This is a genomic window from Pollutimonas bauzanensis (assembly GCF_040393045.1).
GTDB classification, from domain to species: Bacteria; Pseudomonadota; Gammaproteobacteria; order Burkholderiales; family Burkholderiaceae_B; genus Pollutimonas; species Pollutimonas bauzanensis_A.
Genome location: NZ_JBEBUX010000111.1, coordinates 1 through 13,535, shown reverse-complemented (window position 1 = coordinate 13,535; position 13,535 = coordinate 1). Strand labels below are relative to the sequence as shown.

Here is a 13,535-nt window from a genome sequence, read left to right as displayed (position 1 = left end):
TGCTTACCCCGCTTGCTGCGCCGTCATAAAAACGAGCAAACGGGAATCATAAGAACGCACGAACGAGAATCATAAAAACGACAATCCCGTCAAAACAGTATCGAGGCAAGACCCAAAAACAGCCACTTAGGCCGCCGTAAGCTTCTCGCCCTGCTTAGCATCAACCGCATCCGCAGCAACACCAGCCACATCGCCATCGATAATCGGCGTCACCAGCTCAACCACCTTGCTACGCGACAACATGCCCATAAACTCATCGTTTTCGTCCGTCACCGCCAGCGGCTCCGTGCTGCGCAACATCCGGCCCAGCACCTCATCGAGCCCTGCCGTGGAAGGCACCGATGCCATATCCTCAACATAGCGAGCGATATCGCGCGCGCCATCATGCACGGCACGGTCAGCGGCAGATCGCGTCAGCACACCCGCCAAACGCTTGCCATCCAGCACCGCCGTGTAATCGAAACGGCGTGCGGCCATGCGCTCTACCGCATGACTAGGCCGCGACCGCATCGTCAGCGTCAACGAAGACTCATTGCACGCGTGGGCAGCGTTAAGCACCTTGCTGCGATTCACATCTTGCAAGAAAGACTGTACGTAATCATCGGCGGGCGCAAGAAGGATATCTTCGGGAGTCCCCTCCTGAATCAGCTCTCCGCCCTTGAGAATGGCAATACGATTGCCTAGCCGCAACGCCTCATCCAGATCGTGTGTGATGAATACAATCGTCTTGTTCAATTGAGCCTGCAACTGCAGCAACTGATCCTGCATTTCCCGGCGAATCAAGGGGTCCAAGGCCGAGAATGCCTCGTCCATCAACAGAATTTCCGCGTCGGTGGCCAAGGCCCGCGCCAAGCCGACACGTTGCTGCATGCCGCCCGACAACTGATGCGGATACTGATTCTCAAAACCGGCCAAGCCAACTTGCTCCAGCCAATGCTGCGCACGCTCGCGGCGTTCGCTCTTGCTCATGCCTTGCACTTGCAATCCATAGGCAACATTTTCAATCACGGTACGATGAGGAAACAATCCAAAGCGCTGGAACACCATGCTCATTTTTTGTTGGCGAAACTTTTCCAGCGCCGATTTACCTAGCGTCACCACATCGACGCCGTCCACCAGTATCTGGCCCGCGCTGGGTTCAATCAAGCGGTTAAAGTGCCGTATCAAGGTAGACTTGCCGGAACCGGACAAGCCCATGATCACGTAGATGCTGCCTTCCTCGATGGACAGGCTGATATCGCGCAAACCCAGGGTATGCCCACTTTTCGCCAGCAGCTCTTCCTTGCTGATACCAGCCCTTGCCTCGTCCAGCCAACGCTCAGGACGGGGGCCGAAAATCTTGAAAATATTACGCACTTCAATTTTGGTCGTCATATCAGGCCCCTTTGTGCTGACGTTGCCCGAACGCCTGTGTAATACGGTCAAAGATGATCGCCAAAATCACGATACCCAGGCCAGCCAGCACGCCGCGCCCGACCTGAAGACGATTTATGCCTTGCAACACTTCATAACCCAGTCCGCGCACGCCTATCATGGAAGCAATCACCACCATGGCCAGCGCCATCATGGTGGTCTGATTGATCCCCGCCATGATATTGGGCATAGCCAACGGCAACTGCACCCCGAACAATTGCTTGACGCGATTTGCACCGAAAGCCTTGGAAGCCTCCAGCACCTCGCTGTCGACCAGGCGTATGCCCAGGTCAGTTAGCCGTATGACTGGCGGAACAGCATAAATAACAGTCGCGAAAATGGCAGCGATCTTGCCGAGATTGAATAGCATCACCACGGGGATCAGATAAACAAAGCTTGGCATAGTTTGCATGACGTCCAATATAGGCAGCATGATGGTGCGCAGCCATTTGAAACTGGCCATCAGGATGCCCACCGGTATGCCTATGGCCACCGACATTAGTACCGCCACGATCATGAGCGACAAGGTCTGCATTGCCGCGTCCCATAGCCCAATGAAGCCGATCAGGCACAGCATCAAGCCGATAATCACCGAAAAACCAATACGGCGGCTGGCAAACCACGCCAACGCCATCACGGCAAGAACAACAGTCCACCATGGTGAATAACGTACGACCTGGTCCATCCAGATCAAAAGATCAAGCAATGGCTGGGTAAATGCTCGTAGCACCTCGGAATAGTTGGAAACGATATTGCCAACAAAGTCGTCAATAGGTGCGCGTAGCGCCCTAGGCGCAATAAATTCTGGAAACATAAAATCAACTCCGTAAAACTCATTAAGGCGGCAACCATAAGGAGGTCCGCCGCCTGTCAAACGGCCGGCATCATACCGGCCTGCCCCTGTAAGGGACTTGGTTCAGGAGTGCTATAGAGCTGCTTTTACGCGTGCCGCAACATCTTCGGGCAACCATTTGCTCCAGATGTCGCCTTCATTTTGAAGAAACCACTTAGCCACATCGGCGGGTTCATCTTCGGTCTCTTCCATGTGCGCCATTACCTTGTCCATGACAGGCAAAGGCACAGCTACCTTCGAAAGGAACTCGGTGAACTTCGGAGCATCCGTGGAGAACTTAGTCGCCACCGCAGTAAAGACGGGGTTATCGGGGTAAGCCGATGGCTGAGGATCTGCACAATTCGGGTCAGTCAGGCAAGCATGCTTTTCTTTGTCATACGCAGGCAACTCCAGCTTGACCAAATCCAGGGAGCCCACCAAAGGTGTGGGATACCAATAATAAAAGGCAATATTTTCCTTGCGCTTGTAGGCTGCCGTTAATGCGGCCTTTTGCGTGGCTCCCGTGCCTGGTGAAAACAGGGTAAAAGAGTCATCCAGTTTCAACGCATTGAACAGATTGCCGCTTACCACTTCGCAGCCCCAGCCCGCAGGGCAGCCATAAAACCGCCCTTTGCTAGGCTCTTCGGGATCTTTGAATTCGTCTTTGAATTTAGGCAAATCGGCGGCAGACTTCAACTCGGGAAGCCGTTCGGCGGTATAACGTGGAATAAACCACGCCTCGCCACCCATATAGATATCGCCAATGCGTTTTACTTTTCCGCCGGCCTCGGCCTTGGCCCATGGCTCGGCCACACTGTTAAGCCAGATCTCGGTATTGATATCAAGATCGCCGCGCTCCAAGGCCGCCAAAGCTGGCAACGTTTCGGTGGGCAGTACTTCGGACTTGCATCCGTAGCCTTTGTCGGCGATAAAGCGCTCGACTTCGACCAAGACCAGATTGGACTCCCAATTCATACCGCCGAACTTTAGCGGGCGATCAACTTCGCATTGAGGGGGTTGGGCTGCCTGGGCGACATTGCTTGCTGCGGCGAAACCGAACAAGGCTGTGGCCAGGCCAAGACCTAGGGCGATTCGCTGGAATCGCGAGGGCGCATTCAGGAAGAATGCGGAATGTGAAGGGTTCACATTTAAAGACATGGCTGTTTGCCTCCTTAAGTGACTTGGACGCTCCAAAAAAAACAAGATGGTGCGCCAGGGCTAAGGGGGTGTGCGGAAGACGGAGGACCGCCGATACATACCGACACTAGCGTGAAGAGTACGAAGTACTCATTGACAGGTGATGGGGCCGAAAACGGCAGCCCATACGCTAATTGATTTAAAACCGTGAAGTTTGCAGCAGTTTACGAGAAATTAGCCTCAATTGAAACCCAGAGGTAACCCGGGCACAGAAGTTGCCCGGGTTCGTAACAGTAAACTGGTGTCGCTGCATCCGCGATGGTGGAGGCTGAATAAGCGTTAAAAAGGCCTATTCCGAACGGTATATGTAATCGCGGCGCCAAGGATAAGACAAGTCAGCCGGGTAATCGAGTTCGTCTCGGCGACCATTTGTGCGAGGTTGAGCAAGCACTTGGTGCAAGCCGATCCAGCCATGCTCGAAACCCATGGCGCAACCGGCCAAATACATTCGATAAGCTCGCAACGAGCGCTCGCCGTCTTCTCCGGGCAAGGTTTTCCCGGCCTCGGGCAGCCGGGCTTCCAGGGTATCGCTCCAGGCCCATAACGTACGGGCGTAATGTGGGCGCAGATTTTCGATATCGACATCTTCCAGGCCGCCTTCTGTCAGCCTTTCCAGAACATGGCTAATATGCGTCAGTTCGCCGCCGGGGAAAATATACTTTTCGATAAATTCACCCATGCCGGCGCCCAACTCGGCATTGTCCACCCCTCCTGCTGTGATCCCGTGATTGAGCACGAGGCCGCCGGGACGCACCAATCGGCGCAGCTTTGAAAAATAGCCTTCCAACTGGGCACGGCCAACATGCTCGAACATGCCGACGGAAGCGATCTTGTCATAAGGGTGCGTTTCATCAAGCTTGCGATAATCGAGCAACTCCATGCGCACTCTGCCCTGCAGGCCTTTTTCCTCTATCAGACGGTTTACATAGGCATGCTGGTTCTTCGATAGCGTGATGCCCGTTGCGTCGACACCGTAATTCTCGGCGGCCCACAACAATAAACCGCCCCATCCGGCGCCCACGTCAAGAAAACGCTCACCTGCGTTCAGCCGCAGTTTTCGGCAGATATGATCAAGCTTGGCTTCCTGCGCTTGCGCAATCGACATATCCGGAGTACGGAAATAGGCGCATGAATAGACTCTGCGCGGATCCAGCCATAAAGCATAGAAATCGTCAGATAAATCGTAATGAAACTGGATCTGACGGGCATCGCGATCAAGGGTGTGGCGCCAGACTGACAGCAGGCGTTGGATTAATTCCGTCAAACGACCTCTACGCGCAGCGTCGATTGGTGAACCAGGCAAGATCGATGCCGCCAGATGCATCAGATCGCGCATGGAGCCATCAATATCGAATCTGCCTTCGACATAGTCTTCCCCCAGCAAACCGACCTGCCCTGCAGCCAGGTTAGCCAACACCGAACGATCTTTGATCGTAAGGCTGATACTTGCATTGGGCGGACCCAACCGCTGCCCATCGGGCATAACCAGCCGCACAGGCAATGGCAAGGCAAACAATTTATTTTCAACAACAGACAAGACCGCGCTCAAGGCCAACTCCTTATATTGAAATTGAATTCATCCCTCTATAAAAATAGTGCCACATATACACACAGAAGGGAATGCCATTTGATCCATGCTAAGATCAGAATTGCTTCTCTATATTTCGATACATGCCGCCTGCCTACAGCTCCCTGACCGTCATCCCTCGCTGGTTAATCCTGATGGGTCTGTTAACAGCGCTGGGGCCCCTGGCCATTGACATGTATCTACCCGCCTTTCCGGCCATCGCCGATGGGCTGCAGACAACACCAGGCCACGTCGAGCGCACACTGGCCAGCTATTTGTTCGGTTTGGCCATGGCGCAACTGTTTTATGGCCCTTTCGCAGACCGTTACGGACGCAAGAAACCCCTCGTTGCCGGCCTGCTCATCTTCATTACAGCCTCCATAGGCTGCGCATTCACCTCCGACATCGAACACCTAACCTGGTGGCGCATTGCCCAGGCCTTTGGCGGCGCCGCGGGCATAGTCATACCCCGTGCCGTGATCCGTGACAATTTCGATACCCGCGATGCCTCCAAGGCCCTCTCCATCCTGATGCTGGTCATGGGTGTCACGCCCATTCTTGCCCCCATCCTGGGCGGACAAGTACTGACATTTGGCAGTTGGCGGTGGATCTTCGGAATTATGACGATCTGCGCAGTCGGGCTACTGACCGCCGTCGTGTTGACGATGAAAGAAACACTACATCCTGAGCGCGTGATTCCGTTGGGTTTTGGCATCATCGGGCGCAATTACCTGGCACTGCTGCGTCACAAAAAATTCATCTGCTACACGCTGGCTGGCGGATTCGGGTCGGCAGGCATGTTTGCCTACATAGCCGGGTCACCCCGGGTTTTTATAGAAATATTCAATGTCGATCCTCGGTATTTCGGCATTTTGTTCGGCATCAATGCAGCGTCGCTCATCATCGCTGCGCAGGTCAGCGCCCGACTGCTGAACCGCCACTCGCCAGAGGCCGTGCTGAAAAAAGCCCAGATATCGCTAGTGGCCATGACCCTCATCGCACTGGTGCTTACCCTTACCGGCCTAATTACGTTATTATTGCTCATGTTGTGTCTGGCCGGCTTCATGGCCAGCCAGGGGTTCGTGAACCCCAACGCAGCAGCTCTGGCCCTGGCTGAACAAGGCAAACGCTTAGGCGTCGCCTCGGCACTTATGGGAACGTTGCAAATGTTATGCGGGGCATGCGCAGGCTTGGCAGTCAGTATCTGGCAGTCACCCTCGCCTTTGCCGCTCACAGGCATGCTGGCGGCATGCGCTTGCCTGTCGTGGCTATTCGGCCGCATTGCATTGAAAGCTACTTGATCTAAGTGTCAGTTTCGTATTAGAATGTCAGGCTTTACAGATACACGGTCGTTGTTTTTACCGCTTTTTATGTTGCGGGGCCGAATCAAGCAAATTATCAAGGGGTATTTCCATGGCACGCGTATGCCAAGTTACCGGCAAAGGCCCAATGGTGGGCAACAATGTTTCGCACGCAAACAATAAAACCAAGCGTCGCTTTTTACCTAACTTGCAATCGCGCCGTTTCTGGGTCGAGAGCGAAAACCGTTGGGTTCGCCTGCGTGTTTCCACTAACGCACTGCGCACCATCGACAAGAACGGCATCGATTCCGTTCTGGCCGACTTGCGTGCCCGTGGCGTGCGCGCTTAAGCCGCTCGCGATCTAACTTAAGGAGCTCAACATGGCAAAAGGTATACGCGAGAAAATCAAACTCGAATCCACCGCCGGCACAGGTCACTTCTACACGACCACCAAGAACAAACGCAACATGCCCGAGAAAATGCTGATCAAGAAATTTGATCCCGTTGCTCGCAAGCACGTTGACTACAAGGAAATGAAGCTTAAATAACGTGTTGCCAGAGCGCACTCGCGCTATGCTCGGAACCGGCCTGGCCCGGCCGGACTTTCTGGCAAGCGCTGATTTATTTAGCTCCTTGTAAAACCCTGCTCCGGCAGGGTTTTTTTATTTCTTCTTACCATGCGTAGCGCTGCTGTCCGCACAAATAAAGTGTCTTTGCTCCAGGCATCCTATAATCTACGGTTTGCGCAACCAATAACAAATACCGGATCTCATGCAGGAACGTTATAACCCCAACGCCGTCGAAAAAGCTTCCCATCAAAACTGGCAGGAACGCGATGTCTATCGCGTCACCGAACACGCCCTGGCCGCCGATGGCTCGCCCAAGCCCAAGTTTTATGCCTGCTCGATGCTGCCCTACCCTAGCGGCAAGCTGCACATGGGGCACGTTCGCAACTACACCATCAACGACATGATGGCTCGCCAGTTGCGCATGCGTGGATACAACGTACTGATGCCCATGGGTTGGGATGCGTTTGGCATGCCTGCCGAGAACGCGGCAATCAAGTCGCAAGTGCCGCCTGCCAAATGGACGTACGACAATATCGCGTACATGAAAAAGCAGATGCAGGCAATGGGACTGGCTATCGACTGGTCGCGTGAAATGTGCGCCTGCGATCCAAAATACTATAAATGGAATCAGTGGCTATTCCTGAAAATGCTCGACAAGGGCATTGCCTACCGCAAGACCCAAGTCGTCAACTGGGACCCAGTTGACCAGACAGTGCTGGCCAACGAACAAGTCATCGATGGACGCGGCTGGCGCTCCGGCGCTCCCGTCGAAAAGCGTGAAATTCCAGGCTACTACCTGCGCATTACCGACTATGCCGAAGAGTTGCTGGACAACGTCAAGAATGGCTTGCCCGGCTGGCCCGAGCGCGTTCGGTTGATGCAGGAAAACTGGATAGGCAAGAGCGAAGGGGTGCGTTTTGCCTTTACGCACGACATCAAAGACCAGGCAGGCCAGCTGATACAAGACGGCCGCATGTACGTCTTCACGACTCGCGCCGACACCATCATGGGCGTCACGTTTTGCGCAGTCGCACCCGAGCATCCCCTTGCCACCCATGCCGCGCAAACCAATCCTGCGCTGGCGGCATTCATCGAATCGTGCAAGCTCGGCGGCACCACCGAGGCCGAAATGGCTTTGCGCGACAAGGAAGGCCTGCCCACCGGGCTTAGCGTCATCCACCCGATCACCGGCGAATCAATTCCGGTTTGGGTCGGCAACTATGTGCTCATGAGCTACGGCGATGGCGCGGTCATGGGCGTGCCCGGCCACGATGAGCGCGACTTTGCCTTTGCCAATAAATACTCGCTGCCTATCCAGGACGTCATCGCTGTCGAAGGAAAAGTCTATTCCACACAACAATGGCAAGACTGGTACGGCGACAAGCAGCAAGGCCGCACCATCAATTCCGGTAAATACGACGGGCTAAAGCCAGCGGAAGCCGTGGACGCCGTTGCCGCCGACCTGGCCGAAAAAGGCCTGGGCGAAAAGAAAACCACCTGGCGTCTGCGCGACTGGGGCGTATCGCGGCAGCGTTATTGGGGTACGCCTATCCCGATTATTCATTGCCCCGATTGCGGCCCGGTACCCGTCCCAGAGAAAGACTTGCCGGTCATACTGCCCGACGATCTGATTCCCGATGGCAGCGGCAACCCGCTGGCCAAGCATGAAGGCTTCCTGTCGTGCCATTGCCCCAAGTGCGGCACCGCCTCGCGGCGTGAAACCGACACGATGGACACCTTTGTCGACTCATCCTGGTATTTCATGCGCTATACCTCGCCGGGCAACGACGAAGCCATGGTCGATACACGCAACGACTACTGGATGCCGATGGACCAGTACATCGGCGGAATCGAACATGCCGTGCTGCATTTACTGTATGCCCGGTTCTGGACCCGCGTCATGCGCGACCTCGGGCTGCTCAACTTTGATGAGCCCTTCACCCGCTTGCTATGCCAAGGCATGGTGCTTAACCATATCTATTCGCGCAAGACCGAAAAAGGCGCCGTCGAATACTTCTGGCCCGAAGAAGTCGAGAACATCTATGATGCGAAGGGCGCCATTGTCGGTGCCAAACGCATCTCAGACGGTACGCCGGTACAGTATGGCGGTATCGGCACCATGTCCAAGTCCAAGAACAATGGGGTCGACCCTCAATCGCTGATCGACGCGATGGGCGCCGACACGGCCCGCCTGTTCGTCATGTTTGCAAGCCCTCCCGAACAGACCCTGGAATGGTCGGATTCGGGGGTTGATGGCGCGCATCGTTATTTGCGCCGCGTTTGGGCATTCTGCTACAACCAACGCCAAGCCATACAAAAAGCGAACGACAGCAAGTCGGACTGGTCTGGCGCCGATGACGCATCCAAGACGCTGCGCCGGGAGATCCACAGCTTGCTCAAGCTGGCCGATTACGACTACCAGCGCATCCAGTACAACACGGTGGTGTCCACCTGCATGAAAATGCTCAATACGCTGGAGTCCGCCGTATTGCCGGACACCGACGTCGCACACCGTGCGCTGGCTGAAACAACGTCCATACTATTGCGCGTTCTATATCCCGTCGTACCGCACCTTACCTGGCAGCTATGGCAGGACCTGGGCTTTGACCAGCATGGTGGTGATCTGCTCGACGCGCCTTGGCCAACAGTTGACGAAACGGCCCTCATCGCCGACGAAATCGAGCTGGTGCTGCAAATCAATGGCAAGCTGCGCGGGGCCCTGAAAGTAGCCCACGGGGCCACCAAGGATCAAATCGAACAGATAGCGCTGGCGCACGACGCCACAGGCAGGTTCCTGGAAGGCCGTCCGCCAAAACGGGTTATTGTCGTACCCGGTAAACTCGTTAATATTGTCGGATAAAATCAGGCATGCACAGCCCTAAGCCCCAGCTCTCGCCGTTCACTTCATCTACGCATCAGCACTTGCGCATGCTTGCCTGCGTAGCGCTATGCGTACTCTTGGCGGCGTGCGGCTTCAGGCTCAAGGGCGTATCGCCCCTGCCCTTCAACACGATTTACACCAATATTGCTGAAAACTCTGCTTTTGGTGCGAACATCCGCAGGGCTATTGTCGCCAGCTCCCCGCACACTCGTTTCGTGTCCGAACCAGCGCAGGCGCAGGCCAAGCTTATTCAGTTGTCCAACAATCAATCGCTGCGCGAACTCTCCATCGACGCCCAGGGGCGGGTCGAAGAATATGAGCTGAATCTGGTGTTCGTATTCCAGCTTACCGATGCGCAAGGCCATATTATTTTGCCGCCAACCACCTTGCAGTCCATACGGGAAATTCCCTATGACGACAGCCAGGTTCAGGCCAAACAAGGTGAAATCACCACGCTATTCCAGGACATGCAGCAATCGCTGATTCAACGGGTTGTGCGCCATTTGGCCTCGCCAGATGTCAGCGCGGCCTTTGCCGACGCCAAATCCATGCCGGTAGAAGAACAGCCTGCCGACACGACGCCGCTGCCCTCTACCGAACCTTTACCAGGATCAACGCCATGGGGATCGCCTCCCACCGATTCAGGCGCTGGCATGCGCTAGGCTTATGGGACGCCGCCAGGACTCTGACAGTCTTTTACAGCAACTAAAAAAGACGACACCGCCACAGCTCGACAGCCTTTACATCGTATCGGGCGACGAGCCGCTGCTGGTTATCGAAACCATTGATGCATTGCGCGCCGGCGCACTGGCGGCCGGATACGGCGAACGCACCAGTCTGATCCTGGACGCGCGCAGCGACTGGTCTGCCGTCATCGGCGCCACACAAAATATTTCGTTATTTGGCGACCGCCGGCTGGTCGATCTTGCCATACCCACAGGCAAGCCAGGAAAGACGGGAGGCGAAGTGCTGCTCAAGCTATCCGCCATGGTGGAAAGCGGTGCTCTGCCCGATACTCTGGTGCTTGTCCACCTGCCTCGTCTCGATAAAGCTATACGCAATACCAAATGGGCGCTGGGGCTCGCACAAGCCGGCACATGGGTCGACATCGCCAGTATCGAGCGAACACAGTTGCCTCGATGGATAGGACAACGCCTGGCCCGGCAACAACAAGAACTGGACGCCGACACACTGGAATGGATGGCAGATAAAGTCGAAGGCAATCTGCTTGCGGCTTTCCAAGAAGTACAAAAGCTGGGCTTGCTGTACCCTGCTGGAAAAATCAGCGCAAGCGATGTCGAGCGTGCCGTTCTGAACGTTGCGCGCTATGATGTATTTGGCTTGCGCGATGCCATGTTGACAGGACACGCTGCCAGAGCCCTGACCATACTGGCTGGCCTGCGTGCCGAGGGCGAAGCCTTGCCTTTGGTCTTGTGGGCAGTAGGGGAAGAAGTCCGCGTGTTGGCTCGCTTGGCCGCAGCCCAGTCTGCGGGGCAAGATATGCAGGCAGAAATGCGCCGTCAACGAATTTTCGGCCCTCGGGAGCACTTGTTGCGCCAGGCCCTGAATCGTATCCCGCAAAGGACCTGGCCAGCTGCTGTACAGCATGCCCACGATATCGACCGGTTGATCAAGGGACTGAAAGTGCCCGGCCGGCTAAATGACCCCTGGGAAGAGTTGGCGAGGCTGGCTTTGCGCATAGCCGTCACGAACAAGCCTTCCAGCCGTTAGGCTTATACCTAGTTTTGATACCGAACATGACACACTCTACTGCCTCCAGCATCACCCCCACAGCCGCCGACGCTTCCGATATTTGCGACATGACCATACTGGGCAAGCAGGCGCGCCTGGCGGCCCGTCAAATGCGCAACGCTTCGGGCCAGGCCAAGGCTACCGCCCTGCGCGCCATGGCAAAACGCCTGGTCGACCAGGAAAAGGAATTGCTTGAGGCCAACGCCAAGGACCTGGCGCGGGCTCGCGAAAACAACATGGAACCGGCGATGCTTGACCGGTTGGCGCTCACCTCGAAAATGATCGCGTCCATGGCGACCGGCCTATTGCAAATCGCCGATATGCCCGATCCTATAGGCAGCCAAACCGCCACCACCAGCCGCCCTAATGGCATGCGCGTTGCCCAAATGCGGGTGCCCCTGGGCGTGATCGGCATTATTTATGAATCCCGCCCTAACGTCACCATCGATGCCGCGTCGCTATGCCTGAAATCGGGAAATGCCACGATTCTGCGTGGCGGCAGCGAAGCATTCAATTCCAATATTGCATTGGGGGCTATTGTCCAGCAAGGCTTGGCCGACGCGGGTTTGCCGGCCCATGCAGTACAAGTCGTGGGCACTACCGACCGCGCCGCCGTGGGGCAGCTTATTACCCTTACAGAATATGTTGACGTAATCGTACCGCGCGGCGGGAAAGGGCTTATAGCGCGATTGGCCGCTGAGGCAAAAGTCCCCATGATCAAGCATCTGGACGGCAACTGCCATGTTTACCTGGATGCCGCTGCCGACCTGGACAAAGCACATGACATCGCCGTCAATGCCAAGACCTACCGCTACGGCATTTGCGGCGCCATGGAAACCCTGCTGGTCCACGTCGATATCGCCCCCCTGATATTGCCGCGCCTGGCCAAGACCTTGACCGACAAAGGCGTCGAGCTGCGCGGATGCGAACGAACCCGCGCCATCCTGCCCCTGGCGCTTGCCGCAACCGAGGAAGACTGGGCCACCGAATACCTGGCTCCCATCCTGGCCATACGCATCGTCGACAGCCTGGACGAGGCCATAGACCACATTGCCACCTACAGCTCCGAGCACACCGAAGCCATCGTCACCGAAAATCTGGCTGCAGCCAACCGTTTTCAGCGTGAAGTCGACTCAAGTTCCGTCTACGTAAATCTGCCCACCTGCTTTGCCGACGGCTTTGAATACGGCCTGGGCGCCGAGATCGGCATTTCCACTAACCGGCTGCATGCGCGCGGGCCTGTGGGGCTGGACGGGCTGACCACCTTGAAATGGGTGCTTGCCGGCGACGGCCAATTGCGCGGATAACCCGTATCGCTCTATGCTCTGGATAAAAACCTTTCACATCCTGTTCGTCACTTCGTGGTTTGCAGGCCTGTTTTACTTGCCTCGCATCTATGTCAACCTGGCGCAGGCCCAGGACGCCTCAACCACAGCCTGTCTGCTTGGCATGGCGCGACGCCTTTACCGTTTCATGGCGCCGCTAGCCGTGTTGTCGGTTGCGCTTGGCCTATGGCTTTTCCTGGGTTATGGGATCGGCCGTGGCCAAGGCTGGATGCACGCCAAATTGGCAGCAGTCGCATTGCTTATTGGCTACCATCTGGTCTGTGGCCGCATGCTGAATACATTTGAACTTGGCGCCAATACACGCAGCCATCGGTTTTATCGTTGGTTTAACGAAATACCGGTTATTTTGCTGTTAATCGTTATTGCCCTGGTCGTAACAAAACCCTTTTAAGATTTTGAATCATGACTGACGCCAAAACCGGCAAGACGCTTACCCTGAAGAAAAAAATCAGCACCACGACAGATGCCGTCGAGGGCGAGCGCCGCAAACGCACGGGCGCGCGTGCAAAACAAGTCGCACAGATCGAACGACATCGCGAACAACAGCGTGCCCCCCAAGCTCCGGCTGCACCTATTGCACCGGCGCCTTCACATCGCCCGGCAGCGTCGCGCAACCGATATCCAGCAGAACCCACACCTGAAACAGATATGCGCCAACGCCCAGGCCGTGGGCAAGA

General features: G+C 55.9%; 12 protein-coding genes and 1 pseudogene. 9 read left to right on the top strand and 4 right to left on the bottom strand.

All coding sequences use genetic code 11. The features are described 5' to 3' along the window. Positions 1 to 126 precede the first annotated feature (126 nt). The 4 genes from ABWO67_RS15340 to ABWO67_RS15325 all read right to left on the bottom strand — a co-directional run bounded on the left by ABWO67_RS15340 (position 127) and on the right by ABWO67_RS15325 (position 4,991). Complete coding sequence (locus ABWO67_RS15340) at positions 127 to 1,374, bottom strand: quaternary amine ABC transporter ATP-binding protein (protein ID WP_353153035.1); 1,248 nt, start codon at positions 1,372 to 1,374, stop codon at positions 127 to 129. A 1-nt stretch (position 1,375) separates the two neighbouring features. Next, entirely contained in the window at positions 1,376 to 2,227 is an 852-nt protein-coding gene (locus tag ABWO67_RS15335; RefSeq protein ID WP_353153033.1) for an ABC transporter permease, read from the bottom strand. Positions 2,228 to 2,338: 111 nt separating this feature from the next. Next, entirely contained in the window at positions 2,339 to 3,403 is a 1,065-nt protein-coding gene (locus ABWO67_RS15330; RefSeq protein ID WP_353153031.1) for an ABC transporter substrate-binding protein, read from the bottom strand. Positions 3,404 to 3,731: 328 nt separating this feature from the next. Further along, a complete protein-coding gene (locus tag ABWO67_RS15325) occupies positions 3,732 to 4,991 on the bottom strand; it encodes a class I SAM-dependent methyltransferase (RefSeq protein WP_353153029.1) in 1,260 nt (419 codons plus the stop codon). Between the two features lie 122 nt (positions 4,992 to 5,113). On the opposite strand from ABWO67_RS15325, the gene ABWO67_RS15320 reads away from it, so the two are divergent. From ABWO67_RS15320 to ABWO67_RS15280, 9 genes and pseudogenes are all read left to right on the top strand, one after another. Next, positions 5,114 to 6,310, top strand: a complete 1,197-nt coding sequence (locus ABWO67_RS15320; RefSeq protein WP_353153027.1) for a Bcr/CflA family multidrug efflux MFS transporter — start codon at positions 5,114 to 5,116, stop codon at positions 6,308 to 6,310. 112 nt (positions 6,311 to 6,422) lie between these two features. Next, on the top strand, positions 6,423 to 6,659 hold the full coding sequence (gene rpmB / locus ABWO67_RS15315) for a 50S ribosomal protein L28 (protein ID WP_132639610.1): 237 nt from the start codon (positions 6,423 to 6,425) through the stop codon (positions 6,657 to 6,659). 31 nt (positions 6,660 to 6,690) lie between these two features. Then, positions 6,691 to 6,858: a 50S ribosomal protein L33 gene (gene rpmG / locus ABWO67_RS15310; protein ID WP_073108878.1), complete on the top strand. Its 168-nt coding sequence runs from the start codon at positions 6,691 to 6,693 to the stop codon at positions 6,856 to 6,858. Between the two features lie 223 nt (positions 6,859 to 7,081). Continuing rightward, positions 7,082 to 9,739: a leucine--tRNA ligase gene (leuS, locus tag ABWO67_RS15305; protein ID WP_353153024.1), complete on the top strand. Its 2,658-nt coding sequence runs from the start codon at positions 7,082 to 7,084 to the stop codon at positions 9,737 to 9,739. Positions 9,740 to 9,747: 8 nt separating this feature from the next. Beyond that, on the top strand, positions 9,748 to 10,422 hold the full coding sequence (locus tag ABWO67_RS15300; RefSeq protein ID WP_353153022.1) for an LPS-assembly lipoprotein LptE: 675 nt from the start codon (positions 9,748 to 9,750) through the stop codon (positions 10,420 to 10,422). A gap of 4 nt (positions 10,423 to 10,426) precedes the next feature. After that, complete coding sequence (gene holA, locus ABWO67_RS15295) at positions 10,427 to 11,491, top strand: DNA polymerase III subunit delta (RefSeq protein ID WP_353153020.1); 1,065 nt, start codon at positions 10,427 to 10,429, stop codon at positions 11,489 to 11,491. 89 nt (positions 11,492 to 11,580) lie between these two features. After that, on the top strand, positions 11,581 to 12,819 hold the full coding sequence (locus tag ABWO67_RS15290) for a glutamate-5-semialdehyde dehydrogenase (RefSeq protein WP_353153037.1): 1,239 nt from the start codon (positions 11,581 to 11,583) through the stop codon (positions 12,817 to 12,819). Positions 12,820 to 12,832: 13 nt separating this feature from the next. Then, positions 12,833 to 13,249, top strand: coding sequence for a CopD family protein (locus ABWO67_RS15285; RefSeq protein ID WP_353153019.1), 417 nt, complete (start codon positions 12,833 to 12,835; stop codon positions 13,247 to 13,249). 11 nt (positions 13,250 to 13,260) lie between these two features. After that, a pseudogene (locus ABWO67_RS15280) lies at positions 13,261 to 13,535 on the top strand (class I SAM-dependent RNA methyltransferase); the annotation flags it as partial.